Origin of the sequence: Bacteroides sp. 1001302B_160321_D4, from assembly GCF_015667765.1 — a bacterium.
GTDB lineage: Bacteria > Bacteroidota > Bacteroidia > Bacteroidales > Bacteroidaceae > Bacteroides > Bacteroides xylanisolvens.
Genome location: NZ_JADPLO010000022.1, coordinates 35,973 through 53,263 on the forward strand (window position 1 = coordinate 35,973; position 17,291 = coordinate 53,263).

The following is a 17,291-nucleotide window of genomic DNA, read 5'->3' on the forward strand; positions in this document are numbered from 1 at the left end:
AATTAAATGTGTATCTTTTATCATTTGAATTCAGTGACGAACAAAGATATATTTTTTCTTCATTCACTTGACAACTTTAAGAAAATAATTCTTTGCAACTAGCCAATATAATTCTTGTAGCAGCCTTAATCCCTAAATCCATCCCTCTGACGAGAATAAGTCTTTGGCTCCCTTCCACGGTTGCACCTGCATACCCGGTTCGGGTGGCGGCGTACAAGGGGAATATCTTCCGTTGGTTACATCGTAGCAGAACGCTGCGTTTCCCTTTGTTCCGAAATTACGGAAACGGGTTTTCTCGACGTGTATATACACGATCCCCATTTCATCTTGACGGTCTACCACTATTCCGTAGTCCGTCATGTTGAAAAAGTTGGCCGAGCCGTTGATGTCATACATGGTGGGAACTTCCGTTTTCTGCGTGCCGTATTGCTTGTTCATCTTTCTCGGATGCGCCACCAGAATGACGAGGCAGGAGTTGAGCCGGGCAAAACGTGCCAGACTATTCATGAATGAACCGATATACCCTGTCTCCGTCATGCCTGCCGGAATCTGATGGTTGATGTAATTGTACGGGTCGATGACAAACACACGGATGCCGTGACGGTGTACCAGTTCGCGTGCCTTCGACAAGACGTTGCCCAGTGTGAAATCCCCGTCCGGAAGAATGTGCCAGACGCGTTGCGAAAGATAATCCACTACGCGGGCGAATTCCTCCTCCGTAGAGAAATCTTTGCGGAAACGGTGTCCCAGCAGTTTCTCCGCCAGTTTGGCATGATGATACTCGATTGGCGTGTTCTCCGGACTGAAATATCCCGCTCGCCAATCTTGGCGGGTGCAGAGCCGGAGCACTATCTCATCTACAAAGTCCGATTTGCCATGTCCGGGAATACCGGTGACGGTGAGCACCCGCCCCGTTTCCAGCCTCATGATTTCGTCCAGATTCGGTATTCCCAATTCCACGCCCGAAGTATACCCCTCTTCAAACAGTTGGTGCAATCCCTCCCGTAAGTCTTCTGCCGTAAACGTACCTTCCAGGCGGGGGATGGGCGCGTCCTCTAGCGCCTTCAGTAGTGCGTCCGGGCCTTCCGCCACGAGCAGTTCGTTGGCGTCCTTGTATGCTTCGCCGTAGGTGACGATACGGCAGCGGTCTACCCCCAGCCGTCGGGAGAGTTCCCGGCACAGTTCCCGTCCCTTGCGGTCGGTGTCCACCGACAGATAAATCACTTGTTTCTGCTCGAAATGAGATTCCGACAATTCGTCCAGCCAGTCCAGTTGACTGTTGGCACCGTTCGGCACGGAAATGACATCCGTCCGGCCGACAGCCATGTAGGAGAGAGCATCAAATTCCCCTTCCACGAGGATGCACTCCGGCGTGTCGCGGATGGCGTCGATGTTGTAAGGGATGGTGCGCGCTCCTTGCAGCAATTTGAAGTGCTTTTGTGAGTCGCGGAACTTCGTGTTCACCAATTCCCCGTTTTCAAAAAAGTTGAAGCAGAGACAGTCCCTCTTTTCCCAGCCTTTCTCCTTTCCGGATATAGGCATCGAGATGGAGGCGAAAGCCACGCCAGCTTCCACCAATACTTCCGGCGGAATGTGGCGGACGTCACGACACCATTCAATTTGCTTCTGTGTGAGTGCCCCTTGCTCTGGGTCGCCGTGCGGCTTTTCAGTGGGCGGACAACTGGAGTTGCTACCTGTTGCCGTTGGAAATTTGACCAACGGATCACCCAGCTTTCTGCCTTTTCCGGCATATATGGCTGCCGAACCGTGTGCGCCGCAGTAGTGGCACAAATACAGTTTGGTATCGAGGTTGACACTTAGTGATTTATCACGCTTATCCGTCCGTTGGGCATGACACCAGGGACATTTTGTTTTCATTTTGCCGCTTGTGCGACCGTGGGTATCAATACCCAGTTCTTTGAATCTATCCATATTTAGTAAATGATTGAGAGATAATATGCTATCGTGTCCATTCGTTCGTCACCGGATTCCAGATATGTGCCGCCGAAGGTCGCGGCTTGGCATAAGCGGGGATGGGATGCCCGTCGTAGGTACGTATTCCGTTGGTGATGGTTTCGTAGGGCGAACATTGCTGTTGCTCTTGCCGGTTTTTGAGAAACTTCTTCAGTGCCACCTGCGTTGTGGATGACACATGGCTTCCCTGCCGGGTGAGATTGGCGAAATAGTTTTTTACTTCGTGCAGGCTGTTCATCGAGCTTTCATTCCCCCGTAAGATGATTTGCTCCCGTAAATAGTTGAAGAACCATTCTTTTTCTTCCATCATCAGCCGGGGGATGCCCGACTGAATGGCTACGACTTCATACCAGGACGTGTCGTTCATTGCCTCCTGTAGATTTTCTTCCCATGCGTTGGGGCGCATATCGGGGGTCACAGCGTTCAAGTCCGTCACCTTCAAACCATTTTCTTCTTCTTTTTCTTTTCCGCTTTCTTCAGAAGAAGAATTTTTTTTGTTTATTTCTTTATTTATAATGGGGGATGGATTTTTCTGTATATTTGACGTTTTTTTCATTTCCCGAGTGTTAAAATTCTCTTCATTTCCGTTGGTTTTCAGAGAGTTATTGACGTGCGGTTTCGTGTTGCGCTTTTTTTCATCTTCCATGTTGTCAAGTGCTTCCCTATAGTCGTCTATTGCTTTAGAATGGAGGTTCATTTTCTCATCCAGATAAAAGAGTCCGTAATTGTATAATACGCTTTCCATCAGTTCGTCGCTCACATCATAAAGGTTCTGGATGAAGGAAGCAGTTTGCGGTGCCAGAAAATGTTGTGGCTGTTGATAGAGCTTTTCCATCACAAGCCAATATAGTCCGTAGGCTTTCAGTCCGTCTTGCATAATCATCCGCAGCAGTTCGTTGTCGGTGTATGCCAGTAGGGGGTGCGGGAAATAACTTCTGATGGCAGATTCTTCGCAAAAGTCGGCATAGAGTATATGCGAGTTGTATCCTTTGCCGGGACGCCGGAAATAATGGTGGTAGAGGAGCTCAAGATGTTCGGGTTGGGCATGGAATATATTGGCGATGATTCCCATTGTCTGGATATTGACGCAGCATTTAAGCTGTGCATGAGCTTCTTCGAGCATCACCCAGTATAGTCCGTATATTTCCAGTCCTTGTTCCCGTATCAAAATACTCATGGGTATATTGCTGGAAGAAGAAGTGGGGTGATTGAAGTAACCGTTATGAATCGGTTTTCTCTTTTGTGATGCGTTGTTCGATTGTTTGGTATTTGCTGAATTAGATGTTGTCATAATAAAATATATTAGTTTCTGTTTTAAATTCTATTTTTCTGAAAATGCAGATACGAAGAATCCGGCCACTTCTTTGGAAAGCAGCAAATATCGTACTCATTCTTCATGATGGAATCGGAGTATTCTCTTCGTGTATGTAATCTGTAATATAGGGAATTTTCGGAGCAGGGGAGATTTAATTCCGAAGTTCTGAAAAAGCAATGCTGGAAAAACAGATAACTGCCTCTGTCAAAAAACAAGGAAGCAGCATTGACATGATTTTTTCTCTTACTTGCGGTTGCAAAGTAACTACTTTATTTCGTATATGTCCTACAACTTTCCTAATTTAATCCATGAAATTAATTTTTTTTCACAGAAGAGCCGAATACAATCCCTGCCACTCGACACGTAAGCCATTTTCTACAATGCACGTCATAGTATGGGAGAAACCTGTTGGAGGGGTTTTCGTAGTAGGGGCGGCCGAAATAGTGTTCATATTCTGTCAGTGTCCCTGTAATGGAAAGGCAGGTTCCGTCTGTTCGTTGCAGGCAGAAATCGGCGTTGTCCCATCTCATCCGGTCTATCAGTTCTTCTACTTGGTATGCACGGCGCATAGATTCTCCCAGTGTCAACAGTGTGCCGTAATTCTCTTCCGCATCTTGGCGGATAATAGCTGCCCGACGGGAAACCGTCAGGCAACTGTCATTCTTCATCGTTTTTTTCATACAGATTTCTTTGTGCTGAAATGCTCACATTTCAGTTCTTGTTAGTGGTGTAAATGTAGTGAATTTACTTGACTTTACAAAGGATAAAATTACTTATATAATAGATGATTAGTTAAATAAATGGAATAAAATATTTTGTATTTTTCATTGTCTGAATATAGGCTTTAAAGAGCTTATGGAGGAGTTTAAAGAAAGCTGTGGAGGGAATGGAAATAGGCTGCAAAGGGCAAAGGACGGCCCTCCTTATCCTCTGTGGTGAAAACCGTGCAATAATGTCCCACATGGTAATTGGTACACTGATAATTATTCACCATTGAAACCTTTTGCGCAGCCTTTTTATCCAACTGTCACTACGTATAACGTTGTTATTCTTTCCAATCGCTTTTTTCAAATCCCGGATCCGTTCATTTTGTCTCTTCATTGCTGCCTGTATTTCGTTTATCAACGTCTTTATTTCCTTCTGCAGCTGAATTTCCTTTTCTTTCAATTGAATAATGTGGGCGTATTTCTCGCAGACCATTGTTTTGTCTATGCACAGTTGTTCCAGCGTATCAATATATTCTGCTGTAATGCCGGCTTTACTTCGGCGAAAGAGTTCCAGAATACATTCTTCGTCAACGTTCGGAACATTGTCTATGTATAACATAGGGAATTGTCCCATTTCCACCCAAAGCAGGATCGCTTCTTTTTCGATGTGATACTTAATCACTGCTTTTTCTACACTAATCCATTTTGGCATATCGCTTTTGTTTTAATGTGTTATAAAAAAAGGAGTAAATAACGTATTGTCCGGAGAGGTGCAACGAACACCCACGATTTTTATGATTTCGGTCGGGTGGGGAATTGGTTGGGGTATAAGGATTGTTGAAACCGACCGGATACAATAAAGCGTGAGTGCTGTTGTACCATTATCTAAACTTGAGGCTTAGCAACACCCTTGTAGAAGACAATGATAACAACAGACACCCACGCCAAACGTTTATATATAACACATCTCTAATCGATATGTTGATATACGACCATCTACGTGGAGTATCTGCTGTATCATCTCTCTCTACAAAGAACTGCTAATTTTCAAGTTTGAGAGACAATACGTTATTTACTCCATTAAGGAATAAAAACCGCTTTTGCCTGTTTCATCACGCTGATGGGCAGAAAGCGTATGACAAAGATATATGTTTTTTTCGGAATAGGATGGAAAAGAGGAAATAAATGCAGGAAATATGGTATGAGAATAGAGAGTATGGTATAAAGATGGTAAATATGCTATACGGGTGGCAAATATAATGTGATGATAAAAAGGAGGGAGGCAAAAGTAAAACCATCTATTAGATTGATATTATTTAGGTACGGATTACACGGATTTCACGGTTCCATTAGATAAAACCGCGAAATCCGTGTAATCCGTGCCTAAATGAAAGCCATAAAAGTCTTTTGACCTCGCATTGTCTTTCCGTGCAATTCTTTTTTTAGCTGCGATTTCTTTTGGGCTTTCCGGAGAAGATAGTCAGTTCAAGAATTGCAAAGATGATTTCCGTTGTGGTATATCCGGTAAATGTATATTCCAAATTTTCATTTTCGGAGAAATATTTGAGATAAACGGTTGGAGTGCCATTGTGGAAGTCGAGAAAAAGATAAGAAGTATAATCATAGATGCCAAGATCGGCAAACTCGTTCAGAATCGCTGTGTTGAAAATCGTGCATTGGCCTGTCTTTGATTCATTTCCGGACATTTCGAATCTGCGATGTTCTTTTGCGAGAGCGTCTTTATTCACATGCCTGAATTGTTCTTGCAGCTCTTTACTGAAAGAAAGGCGTTGTCTGATGAAATTAAAAACTTCTTCCTTTGTCATTTGTTTTAAATCGGTTATTTCCATTTTTTATTAATTATTGGGGTAAAGGTACTTTCTTTATTTGGTAATAAATCGGATTCAGTCATATTTCTTTTATTTATTTTTCGGCTTATAACCCTAAAAGAATCTGAATTTATGGATTTATTTAGGGTTATAACCCTAAAAACTTTCCGAAAATAGTATATCTTTGTGCTTATAACCCTAAAAACTTTTGAATATGATTAATCGTGAACAGTATATGGAACAAATCGTTCCTTTTATAGATAAGCCGTTTGTGAAAGTGATAACGGGTATTCGTCGCAGTGGAAAGTCGGTAGTGCTGCGTCTGATTCGTGACGAACTGTTGAGGAGAGGAGTTCGTGAAGAACGTATCATCTATCTGAATTTTGAAAGTTTTCAGTGGATAGATCTGAAAGAGGCGAAGGCTTTGTATACTTATATTCGGGGGCAGGCAGGAGATGCGGGTAAATATTATATTCTCTTGGATGAAATTCAGGAAGTGGACGGTTGGGAAAAAGTGGTCAACTCACTTCTGGTAGATTTGGATACGGATATTTATGTGACCGGCTCCAACTCACGTATGTTATCGTCCGAACTGGCAACTTATTTAACGGGACGGTATGTCGCTTTCCATGTCATGACCTTGTCTTTTAGAGAATATCTGACTTTCCATGACTTGCAGGCCAATGATCCGACACTCAACCGGAAGGAGGAATTTCAGAAATATCTCCGTATGGGAGGATTCCCGGCCATACATACTGCCGATTATGGATATGAGGCTATCTATAAAATTGTCTACGACATCTATTCTTCTGTCATTCTTCGTGACACGGTGCAGCGTCACAATATCCGGAATGTGGAGCTGCTCGAACGGGTAGTGAAGTTTGTTTTCGATAATATAGGCAATAAGTTGAACGCTAAAAATATAGCCGATTACTTCAAAAGTCAGCAACGGAAGGTGGATATGAATACCATCTATAATTATCTGAATGCATTGGAAAGTGCTTTTATCATTCAACGTATTCCCCGATATGATATTAAAGGAAAGGAAATTCTGCAGACGAATGAGAAGTATTTTGTAAGTGACCTTTCTTTGATTTATTCCGTGATGGGCTATCGTGACCGGTTGATTGCAGGTATGTTGGAGAATCTGGTCTGTCTGGAGTTGAAAAGAAGGGGTTATGAAGTGTATGTAGGCAAACAGGATGATAAAGAAGTGGATTTTGTAGCCATCCGTCGGGAAGAAAAGATTTATGTGCAAGTAACGTATCAGTTAGCTTCACAGGCCACTGTTGAGAGGGAGTTTGCTCCTTTGCTCGCCATTAACGACCATTATCCTAAATATGTAGTTAGCATGGACAGTTTGTGGCAGGATAACATGGAAGGTGTCAGGCATCGTCATATAGCCGATTTCCTGTTGGATGATATTTAACGCTGACAGGCGGGGGCTTTCGGACTGACCTGCTGTTTGTTGTGAGGAGGATAGAAGAGGATGAAAAACGAATGTGGGGCAGGATAGAAAACGAAAAAGAGGAAATTCTCTGCGAGAATCTCCTCTTTTTTCATCTTTCACGAAAGATCGAATTATTTCTTCTTACGGTCACCGTAACGGCTCATGAACTTGTCAACACGACCTGCAGTATCTACCAATGTAGATTTACCTGTATAGAACGGGTGAGAAGTGTTTGAGATTTCAATCTTCAGCAACGGATAAGTTTCACCTTCGAATTCGATGGTTTCTTTAGTTGCTACAGTTGATCTAGACAAAAACATGTCACCATTTGACATATCTTTAAATACTACCGGACGGTATGATTCTGGATGAAGGCCTTTTTTCATTTCAGTATCTGTTTTTTTAATTTATATTCTGTTACTATTTTGGTAAGAAATAGTGTAATGGTCATTTTCAGAGCGCAAAGATAATGCTTTTCTGTGAAATAGAAAAAGGTTTTCTAAAATTTCTGATTTCTAATTTATGATTTCTGATTTGCTATGCAGATTTTGGTGATTAAATGAATGAAAAATGAGGTATAAATAAGGTATAAATAAGGAGATATAAATCCGAAGGCATCAATCAGAATTCAGAAATCATAAATCCCAAAGTTTGCAAGGTGGACATTACAATCTAATGTCACACTCGTATTCCTGCTAAATTTTGCAGTCTGATTTAAACCTTTTTCTACTATATTTTTCTTTCCGATGTTCGTTATTCGATGGATAATGCTTACTTTTGCGTAGAATTTTTATTCACTAACAATAAACTTTAAACAAAATGGTAAATTACAAAGATTTAGGATTGGTAAACACAAGAGAAATGTTTGCTAAGGCTATCAAAGGTGGATATGCTATCCCAGCATTCAACTTCAACAATATGGAACAAATGCAGGCTATCATCAAGGCTGCTGTTGAAACTAAATCTCCTGTGATTCTTCAGGTTTCTAAAGGTGCTCGTCAGTATGCTAACGCTACTTTGTTGCGTTACATGGCACAGGGTGCTGTAGAATATGCTAAAGAATTAGGCTGCGCACATCCGGAAATCGTTCTTCACCTTGACCACGGAGATACATTCGAAACTTGCAAATCTTGTATCGATTCAGGTTTCTCTTCAGTAATGATCGATGGTTCTCACCTTCCTTACGAAGAAAACGTAGCATTGACTAAGAAAGTTGTTGAATACGCTCACCAGTTCGACGTAACTGTAGAAGGTGAACTTGGCGTATTGGCTGGTGTAGAAGATGAAGTTTCTGCTGACCACCACACATATACTGACCCTGAAGAAGTAATCGACTTCGCTACTCGCACTGGTTGCGACTCTTTGGCTATCTCAATCGGTACTTCTCACGGTGCTTACAAGTTTACTCCGGAACAATGCCACATCGACCCGGTTACAGGCGTAATGGTTCCTCCTCCATTGGCATTCGAAGTATTGGACGCTGTAATGGAAAAACTTCCGGGATTCCCTATCGTTCTTCACGGTTCATCTTCAGTTCCACAGGAAGAAGTGGCAACTATCAACCAATACGGTGGTGCATTGAAAGCTGCTATCGGTATTCCCGAAGAATGGTTGCGTAAGGCTGCTAAGTCTGCTGTTTGCAAAATCAACATCGACTCTGACTCACGTCTGGCTATGACTGCTGCTATCCGTAAGACTTTCGCTGAAAAACCAGCTGAATTCGACCCACGTAAGTATCTTGGCCCGGCTCGTGACAACATGGAAAAACTGTACAAGCACAAAATCATCAACGTGCTCGGTTCTGACAATAAGTTGGCACAGTAATAATCTCCGGATTATTCCATAAATAAAAGAAAGAGGCTGCTCCGGTTTGAACACTGGTAGCAGCCTTTTTTGTCTCTTTACAGTTCTATCCCTATTTCTCTTTCTTTGGGAGAGGGGGCTGGGGAGCGGAATTTTGAAAGAAGTCTTCTATTTTTTGTTTACTTTGAATATCTTTCAACCAGTTGGCGGCAGCATTGTAATAATTGGATTTTCCTAGAATGAGTTCGCCTCTCTCGTTCATTTCCGCTTCTTCTTTATCGTTTTTGGGACGTGTTTTTAGGAACGCTTCCAGGCAGCGTTCCGCATTTTTTTTGTCTTTCAAGTCATAGAAGTATATGTAGGCCATGTCATATAATAATTTGTGGTTTTGTTTGTCATACTGTTGATAGCGTTTTTTGATGGATGCAATCTGTTCTTTGTACATTTGTGCCATCTTGTAACAGTCGGTCATTCCGATATAGAGCCGGGTCATACTGCTGTCTTTGGGAATGGATAGATCAATGGCTTTTTCCAAATAGTCTACACCCTCTTTTTTCCAGGAAGTTTTGGAACACGCACGGCCGAGGTAATAAAGGAGATTGATATTGTTGGGATCATATTTCCGGGCGACTTCCAAAAAATCATGAGCCTCATAATACTTCTCTGCTGCATAGTAACTAATGCCTAAATAATAACAAGTATGAAAAGAACTGTCCCCTTGACTGACAAGATATTCATAACGTTGGATGGCAGTGGGGTAGTCTTGTTTCAAGCAGTATGCTAAAGCGTTCTGCCGGTTGACGGAAATGTTGGTACTGTCAATTTGCCGGTATTTTTCTGTAGCTTCGATGGCTTCGTCGAAATAGGAACCGGATATATTTAGAGCGCCTAGTTTGCTGGCAGCCAGATAATCGTCGGGATATTTAGCCTGGATATTGTAATAGCAACCTGCAGCGGGAAGAAGTTCGCCCATTCCTTCAAAGCTTTGAGCTTGTAGATGCAGGACAATGGCAGAACTGTCTTTTTCTGTCATCAGACTACTTTCACCAAGCGCCTCGCTAAACTTCTGTTGGGAGAGAAGCAAACTGATATATTGAATACGTACATATTTGTTTTCCGGATTCAGATCGAGTGCATGTTCATAATATTTCAGGGCTTGATTATAGTTAGCTAATGTCCGGCAACATTCGGCTGCTTCGATGAAAGCACGAGTATTTGTGGTATCATTACGGATAATTTCCTGATAGGTGGCAAGTGCCTCTGTGGTGAGCCCTAGTCCGCGCAATGCTTTGCCTTTCTGCAATAGCAGGGGAGGGGTGGATTTCTTTTGGGCAATGAGGGAAAGGGCAGTCTCATAATCGTAATTTGCCATGGCTTCTTGAATAGGGTCTGTATGTTGCGCTATTAAAGGAATAGTATAGCAAAGAAAGAATAGAATGATAATCCGTTTCATAATATTTTATTTTAGTTGTTTGACTTATCTGTTGCAAGTTACTAAAAATATTATAATTACGAATTGTTCGTAGGCTGTTTTAGATAGATTAACGAAATGATAAGAGAAGATAACACAACGGAATGCGATACGATGCATACGCCATAGCAAATGCAATACTTTTTAGGCGGTAAGTTCTTACAATAAAAAATCACCTTTACTACAATGATGCAGTAAAGGTGATTTTATAAATTCAAGGCTTTTAGGATAATCTTATTTTTTGTTTTAAGAACTGTTCAAATAAGCGTCCCCTCTTGCCTTATATCTTACATCAAGAATCCAAGCAGGATACCGGCAGCAACAGCTGAACCGATCACTCCGGCAACGTTCGGACCCATAGCGTGCATCAGCAAATAGTTGGTCGAATCGTATTCCAAACCAATCACTTGCGAGATACGTGCAGAGTCGGGAACAGCAGAAACACCTGCATTACCGATCAACGGATTGATCTTATTACCCTTCTTCAGGAAGATATTGAAGATCTTAACGAAGATGACACCGGATGCCGTTGCAATAACAAATGACAATGCACCGAGGGCAAAGATCTTGATAGAGTCAAGCGTCAGGAATTCGGATGCTTGTGTAGAAGCACCTACTGTCAGACCCAACAGGATAGTGATTGTATCAATCAACGGACCACTGGCAGTATTAGCCAAACGGCGGGTTACACCACTTTCTTTCAACAGGTTACCGAAGAACAGCATACCCAGCAAAGGCAGACCGGAAGGAACCAGGAAACAAGTCAGCAACAAACCGATGATCGGGAAAATCACCTTCTCCGTGTGAGAAACGGCACGCGGCGGTTTCATGCGGATGACACGTTCGTTCTTGGTGGTGAGCAGACGCATGATAGGCGGCTGTATCACCGGAACCAACGCCATATAGGAGTAGGCGGACACCGCAATGGCTCCCATCAGGTTAGGTGCTAGCTTGGAAGAAAGGAAGATGGCCGTCGGGCCGTCTGCTCCACCAATGATACCGATAGCACCGGCTTGCATCGGGTCGAAACCCATTTCCAATGCGATCATATATGCACCGAAGATACCGAACTGTGCAGCTGCACCAATCAGCATCAATTTTGGATTAGAGATAAGTGCCGAGAAGTCCGTCATGGCACCGATGCCCAAAAAGATGAGCGGCGGATACCAGCCGGAGGTCACTCCCTGATACAATATATTCAATACAGAACCTTCTTCATAAATACCGACTTTCAGCCCGGCATCCATATTAAAAGGTATATTACCGATCAATATACCGAAACCGATAGGAATCAGCAGCATCGGTTCGAACTCTTTGGCTATTGCCAAATAGATGAATACCAAGCCAACGAGAATCATGACTACATGCCCTACCGTAGCATTGGCAAAGCCTGTGTATGTCCAGAAGTCGGCCAGGTTATTTCCTAAAAAGTTTATAAAGTCTCCCATATTATTCAATAATTACGAGGTCATTACCTTCAAGAACAGAGTCTCCCTTGTTGACGTTGATGGCAGTAATCTTACCGTCCTTATCCGCATTGATATTGTTTTCCATCTTCATGGCTTCCAATATGATAATGGTCTGTCCTTTCTTTACAGTATCGCCTACATTCACTTTGATGTCGAGGATCACACCCGGCAGCGGAGATTTAACTCCTGATTTTCCGGTAGACGGAGCAGTCGGTTTCACTACTTGAGTAGGAGCAGTAGGAGCATTAGGCATCGGGCGTACTGTCACGGGTTTCGCAACAGGCTTCGGCTGTTTCTCCATTTCTACTTTATAGTGTGTACCGTTCACTTCTACATGAGCGATGTTGTCTTCAATATCTCCGATGGTTACTTTATATGAGTTACCGTTGATTTTATATTTATATTCTTTCATCGTTTTTACTTTTTAAAAGGTGACTTACTTTCTGGGAGGAGTTTCACGCAAAGTGTAAATCTTCGAACTCCATGGTGAGTAGCTGCGTTTTACGCGGGTGATGGTCAGTACCGTTTCTTCTACGTCGTGCACCTCATCCTGCATTTCGTGTAATGCCATAGAAATAGCAGCGTATACTTCGCCCGGAGCCTGTGACAGTTCCTTAGCTTCATGCTTGTCAATGCCTTTAGATTTCATAGCGTTGCGCTTGCTCAAATTAACGGCTACTTTTCCTACAATCTTAAAAGCAATAAAGAGAAGAATCAATCCGCAGAATACTACGCTCATGGCAGAAATGGACATTCCAACGCCATCAGCATCGTGTTCTTCAAACTTTTCCATCTTGGAATTGCTGTCAAGAGTCTTGTTGTTGGTGCTCGGAGTCACGTATTTGTCACCGCTTCCACTTTTTACTTCCCATTCAGCTGCCCCGTCGCTTACACGAGCGTATGATTGGTTGGGACCGAGCGCGCCTGCGGGCACTACAATCTGGTCGAGCAACTTTTTGCCGGAGTCGAACAGACCCACCCAGTTAGCTGTTTCCGGATTCAGCTTGAAGCTGGTATGGAAAGTACCACGGTTAGGTTCGCCATCTGCCCAGAATAGTGCATGTTGGCGTGGTTTCACTAAGGTTAGTATATCACCTTTCGGGATAAAATAAGTAACTGTATCGCCCGGTTGGCTGCTTACTTTCAGCAAGCAAGCTGCCAGGTCGGCGCTACCGAATGATTTATTGAATATTTCAATCCATGCGCTGTGCAATCCGTAATCGTCCTGAAAATTACTCTGATTGTTTATCAGGATTTCGTTTAGCACCAGCTTATTGTTCGACTTTTGCTCTCCACAAGAAGTCAGACCAATCAGCAACAGCAAAGAAAGGAATATTCCGATTTTGGTTTTGTTCATAATCGTTCTTGTTTTAATGTGAAAAGTAGGATTACAACGGAATATTACCATGCTTCTTAGCCGGATTGCTCAATTTCTTAGTCTGCAACTGCTGCAAAGCTCGGATAACACGGAAACGTGTGTTGCGCGGTTCAATCACATCGTCGATGTAGCCATATTTAGCTGCATTGTAAGGATTGGCGAACAGTTTCGTGTATTCTGCTTCTTTCTCTGCAAGGAATTGAGCAGGGTTTTCCTGATCTTTGGCTTCGCGTGCGTACAATACTTCTACTGCTCCTGCACCACCCATTACTGCGATTTCGGCAGTAGGCCATGCGTAGTTCATGTCACCGCGAAGTTGCTTACAGCTCATTACGATGTGAGAACCACCGTAAGATTTACGCAATGTAATAGTAACCTTAGGTACAGTAGCTTCACCGTAAGCATACAACAGTTTAGCACCATGAAGGATAACGCCATTGTATTCCTGACCTGTTCCCGGAAGGAATCCCGGTACGTCTACCAACGATACGATAGGAATATTGAATGCATCGCAGAAACGAACGAAACGTGCGCCTTTACGAGATGCATTGCTGTCGAGCACACCAGCCAGATACTTAGGCTGATTAGCAACGATACCTACCGATTGTCCGTTGAAGCGGGCGAAACCGATGATGATATTCTTTGCATAATCTTTCTGGATTTCAAGGAATTCACCGTTGTCCACAATAGCGCCGATCACTTCGTACATGTCATACGGTTTAGTAGGGCTGTCGGGGATAATATCGTTCAAAGAATCTTCCAGACGGTCGATTGGGTCTGTGCAATCTACATAAGGAGCTTCTTCGAGGTTGTTTTGAGGAATATAGCTCAACAGTTTGCGAATCAGTTCGAAACCTTCTTCTTCTGTTTGGGCGGTGAAATGAGTCACACCCGATTTTGTGGAGTGAACGCTTGCGCCACCGAGGTTTTCCTGGCTAACGTCTTCACCTGTAACGGTCTTCACCACTTTCGGTCCGGTGAGGAACATATAAGAAGTGCCTTCCATCATCAGTGTGAAGTCGGTCAGAGCCGGAGAATAAACAGCACCACCGGCACAAGGACCGAAGATACCGGAAATCTGCGGAATAACACCTGAAGCAAGGATGTTGCGTTGGAAGATTTCTGCATAACCTGCCAAAGCGTTGATACCTTCCTGGATACGTGCACCACCCGAGTCGTTGATACCGATACAAGGAGCACCCATCTTCATGGCCTGATCCATAATTTTACAAATCTTCAATGACATTGTTTCTGACAGTGAACCGGCAGAAACAGTGAAGTCCTGTGCGAACACATATACCAGACGTCCTTCGATTGTACCGCAGCCGGTTACTACACCGTCTCCCGGATAATGTTTTTTCTCCATTCCGAAGTTCGTGCATCTGTGCTCAACGAACATGTCCATTTCTTCGAAGCTACCCTCGTCAAGCAGCATAGCCAAACGCTCGCGTGCTGTGTATTTCCCTTTTTCATGTTGCTTCGCAATCGCTTTTTCACCGCCTCCGATACGTGCTACGGCACGGCGTTCAATAAGCTCTTTAATTTTTTCAAGTTGATTACTCATGAGTTCTTGTTGGTTTTAGAGTTTATGATTAATGTTCGCAGAGTTCTGTCAACACGCCCAAAGTTGATTTCGGGTGAAGGAAAGCAATATTCAAACCTTCGGCACCCTTGCGGGGAGCTTTGTCGATAAGGCGGATTTCTTTGCTTTCTGCTTCTGCCAAAGCATTGGCTACGCCATCTTCTACAGCAAAGGCAACGTGATGAACACCTGCACCTTTGTTTTCAATGAATTTGGCAATAGTACTCTCCGGGCAAGTCGGCTCCAACAGTTCAATTTTGGTTTCGCCTACTTTTAAAAAAGCAGTTCTTACTTTCTGATCTTCCACTGTTTCAATGTTGTAACACTTCAGACCTAATACATTTTCGTAGTAAGGAAGGGCTTCTTCGATGCTTTTTACAGCAATGCCCAGATGTTCAATGTGTGAAATCTTCATAACTATACTTTTTTTATTTGGTTTTAATCATGTGCTTATATGGCATAAAACAGCACAAAGAAAGGCATTTCTTACCTAATAAAGAAATATTTCTGCATTTAATTATTGGATTATTAAACAGAAAAAATGGTAGGGAAGGAGCATGAAGAGTCGTTTTGCAATCTTGAGATTACATTTAGACATAAAATTTGACTAAGAGTTTGTTCAGCCAATTCCAATTGACACGGAACCAGCGGCGGGTACTGCTCTGCTTTCCTCCGAATCGGAGAACGAAATCACGATAACCGTGTTTGCGGAACGGAAGTCCTACATCCATAAATTCCATGTGGCGGAATCCCCGTTGGCGGGCGTCTTCCAATGCCTTCCAAACGGCCAGCACTCCCGGATACTGAAGTGCGTATGTCTTTCTCATTCCTCCGGAGAACCAAAGGTAGGCGTCATCTCCCGAGTAGATACAGACGGAACCGCCAATGATTTTCTCTTTGTATTTTACTACGAATATTTTTGCCTGTTGTCCTTTGATTAGCATATCGTTCATGTGACGGAAAAAGTCGTTGGCAGGGAAATATCTGCGTATGCGGGAGGAATAAACCTTGTGCAGCATCCGTGAGAAATCGTGTATTTCTTCCACGGTATGTGCCTCCTCTACTTTGGCTCCATTCTTGAGTCCTTTTTTTATCTGACGGATGCGTGACGGGCTGAACCGGTCTTCCGTCTTTTTCATACTGTGCAGCGAATTGCGTACCCGCAGCCAGTTGACAGGGAAATAATCATTGGCACGGAAAACCCGATAGCCGAACATCGAATTGTTTAGGTTCCGGAATTCGATCAGGACACAGCTGCGCGATGCTTCTTGTGTGAGATGTTCGAGCATATCGCCAAAGACTTCTTCTGCCTTTTCTTTGTTGGTCGAAAGAGACTCGTCCAGAAATTCGCCTTCACTATATACTACACAATGTTTCACTAAAGAAGAAGGGAGCCACTTCTTTGCTTTGCGGATGGCAGCAAGCAGGCGTGCCACCGGTCTGCCGTCTTCTGTTGCCACTATTAATAAAGGAGTATACCCAGGAGTTGCTTCATAAATCAGAAATAACTCTTTGGAATGGAAGGTATTTTTTCCCGGCAATTCAGGAATATCCTTCCCATGATAATATGTTGTTAGTTTCAGTGGCATCTAGGTACAAATTTACACTTTTTATTCTTTATTCAACAACAAAACGGAGAATTTGTTGGAGTTGCTTGATATATATAGTTGTAAAAAATGCACCTTTATATATTTTTTCTATCTTTGCGTAATCGAACAGAACTTTTAAAAAGCGGAACTATGTTAGAAGAAATTTTAGCTTACAACAAGCAATTTGTTGAGAACAAGGGATACGAATCGTATATTACTAATAAATATCCCGATAAGAAAATAGCTATTCTTTCCTGTATGGACACCCGACTGACTGCTTTGCTTCCAGCCGCATTAGGAATTAAGAATGGCGATGTAAAAATGATAAAAAATGCAGGTGGCGTTATTTCCCATCCTTTCGGTAGCGTGATACGTAGTTTGCTCGTTGCTATTTTTGAGTTGGGGGTAGAGGAAATAATGGTGATTGCTCATTCTGACTGTGGAGCTTGCCACATGCACAGTGAAGTAATGCTCGAAAAAATGAAAGCACGCGGGATCAATCCGGATTATATTGACATGATGCGTTTCTGCGGAGTTGACTTTCATTCGTGGCTGGATGGTTTCGAAGATACAGAAAAGTCGGTGAGAGGAACAGTAGATTTTATCGTGCGTCATCCTTTGATCCCTTCAGATGTGACAGTCTACGGGTTTATTATTGATTCTACAACCGGGGAATTAACTCGGATTGTATAGATTATTAGATAGATAGGTAAATAGATAAACT

At 42.9% G+C, this 17,291-nt stretch carries 16 protein-coding genes; 3 read left to right on the forward strand and 13 right to left on the reverse strand.

The window, feature by feature from the left end:
- Nucleotides 1-132: 132 nt before the first annotated feature.
- The 5 genes from KFO40_RS10645 to KFO40_RS10665 all read right to left on the reverse strand — a co-directional run bounded on the left by KFO40_RS10645 (nucleotide 133) and on the right by KFO40_RS10665 (nucleotide 5,846).
- Complete coding sequence (locus KFO40_RS10645; RefSeq protein WP_004314206.1) at nucleotides 133-1,932, reverse strand: toprim domain-containing protein; 1,800 nt, start codon at nucleotides 1,930-1,932, stop codon at nucleotides 133-135.
- 28 nt (nucleotides 1,933-1,960) lie between these two features.
- Nucleotides 1,961-3,265 carry a Lin1244/Lin1753 domain-containing protein gene (locus KFO40_RS10650; RefSeq protein ID WP_211146342.1) on the reverse strand — a complete coding sequence of 435 codons (1,305 nt, stop codon included), beginning with the start codon at nucleotides 3,263-3,265 and terminating at the stop codon, nucleotides 1,961-1,963.
- A gap of 338 nt (nucleotides 3,266-3,603) precedes the next feature.
- The gene (locus KFO40_RS10655; RefSeq protein ID WP_004311392.1) at nucleotides 3,604-3,969 is read right to left on the reverse strand and encodes an SH3 beta-barrel fold-containing protein; all 366 of its coding nucleotides are present in this window, start codon (nucleotides 3,967-3,969) and stop codon (nucleotides 3,604-3,606) included.
- 307 nt (nucleotides 3,970-4,276) lie between these two features.
- On the reverse strand, nucleotides 4,277-4,708 hold the full coding sequence (locus KFO40_RS10660) for a hypothetical protein (RefSeq protein WP_120067330.1): 432 nt from the start codon (nucleotides 4,706-4,708) through the stop codon (nucleotides 4,277-4,279).
- A 730-nt stretch (nucleotides 4,709-5,438) separates the two neighbouring features.
- Entirely contained in the window at nucleotides 5,439-5,846 is a 408-nt protein-coding gene (locus KFO40_RS10665) for a hypothetical protein (protein WP_004321524.1), read from the reverse strand.
- A gap of 193 nt (nucleotides 5,847-6,039) precedes the next feature.
- Between KFO40_RS10665 and KFO40_RS10670 the strand changes: the two genes are divergently transcribed.
- Entirely contained in the window at nucleotides 6,040-7,254 is a 1,215-nt protein-coding gene (locus KFO40_RS10670) for an ATP-binding protein (protein WP_211146343.1), read from the forward strand.
- Nucleotides 7,255-7,406: 152 nt separating this feature from the next.
- Here KFO40_RS10670 and KFO40_RS10675 read toward each other — a convergent pair whose 3' ends face one another.
- Nucleotides 7,407-7,661 (reverse strand): type B 50S ribosomal protein L31, encoded by a 255-nt coding sequence (locus KFO40_RS10675; protein ID WP_004300906.1) that lies wholly within the window; start codon nucleotides 7,659-7,661, stop codon nucleotides 7,407-7,409.
- A gap of 433 nt (nucleotides 7,662-8,094) precedes the next feature.
- Here KFO40_RS10675 and KFO40_RS10680 point away from each other — a divergent pair, with 433 nt between their 5' ends.
- Complete coding sequence (locus tag KFO40_RS10680; protein WP_008648889.1) at nucleotides 8,095-9,099, forward strand: class II fructose-bisphosphate aldolase; 1,005 nt, start codon at nucleotides 8,095-8,097, stop codon at nucleotides 9,097-9,099.
- 91 nt (nucleotides 9,100-9,190) lie between these two features.
- Here KFO40_RS10680 and KFO40_RS10685 read toward each other — a convergent pair whose 3' ends face one another.
- The 7 genes from KFO40_RS10685 to KFO40_RS10715 all read right to left on the reverse strand — a co-directional run bounded on the left by KFO40_RS10685 (nucleotide 9,191) and on the right by KFO40_RS10715 (nucleotide 16,567).
- Nucleotides 9,191-10,531 (reverse strand): tetratricopeptide repeat protein, encoded by a 1,341-nt coding sequence (locus KFO40_RS10685; protein WP_211146344.1) that lies wholly within the window; start codon nucleotides 10,529-10,531, stop codon nucleotides 9,191-9,193.
- A 305-nt stretch (nucleotides 10,532-10,836) separates the two neighbouring features.
- Nucleotides 10,837-11,997, reverse strand: a complete 1,161-nt coding sequence (locus KFO40_RS10690; RefSeq protein WP_004300899.1) for a sodium ion-translocating decarboxylase subunit beta — start codon at nucleotides 11,995-11,997, stop codon at nucleotides 10,837-10,839.
- Between the two features lies 1 nt (nucleotide 11,998).
- Nucleotides 11,999-12,430, reverse strand: coding sequence for an acetyl-CoA carboxylase biotin carboxyl carrier protein (locus KFO40_RS10695; protein ID WP_004314215.1), 432 nt, complete (start codon nucleotides 12,428-12,430; stop codon nucleotides 11,999-12,001).
- A gap of 24 nt (nucleotides 12,431-12,454) precedes the next feature.
- Nucleotides 12,455-13,375, reverse strand: a complete 921-nt coding sequence (locus KFO40_RS10700) for an OadG family transporter subunit (protein WP_008644873.1) — start codon at nucleotides 13,373-13,375, stop codon at nucleotides 12,455-12,457.
- A gap of 31 nt (nucleotides 13,376-13,406) precedes the next feature.
- A complete protein-coding gene (locus KFO40_RS10705; RefSeq protein ID WP_004300890.1) occupies nucleotides 13,407-14,960 on the reverse strand; it encodes an acyl-CoA carboxylase subunit beta in 1,554 nt (517 codons plus the stop codon).
- 28 nt (nucleotides 14,961-14,988) lie between these two features.
- Nucleotides 14,989-15,393, reverse strand: a complete 405-nt coding sequence (mce, locus tag KFO40_RS10710) for a methylmalonyl-CoA epimerase (RefSeq protein ID WP_002561104.1) — start codon at nucleotides 15,391-15,393, stop codon at nucleotides 14,989-14,991.
- Between the two features lie 175 nt (nucleotides 15,394-15,568).
- Complete coding sequence (locus KFO40_RS10715) at nucleotides 15,569-16,567, reverse strand: GNAT family N-acetyltransferase (protein ID WP_211146345.1); 999 nt, start codon at nucleotides 16,565-16,567, stop codon at nucleotides 15,569-15,571.
- Between the two features lie 150 nt (nucleotides 16,568-16,717).
- Here KFO40_RS10715 and KFO40_RS10720 point away from each other — a divergent pair, with 150 nt between their 5' ends.
- On the forward strand, nucleotides 16,718-17,260 hold the full coding sequence (locus tag KFO40_RS10720) for a beta-class carbonic anhydrase (RefSeq protein WP_004300877.1): 543 nt from the start codon (nucleotides 16,718-16,720) through the stop codon (nucleotides 17,258-17,260).
- The last annotated feature ends 31 nt before the right edge of the window (nucleotides 17,261-17,291 follow it).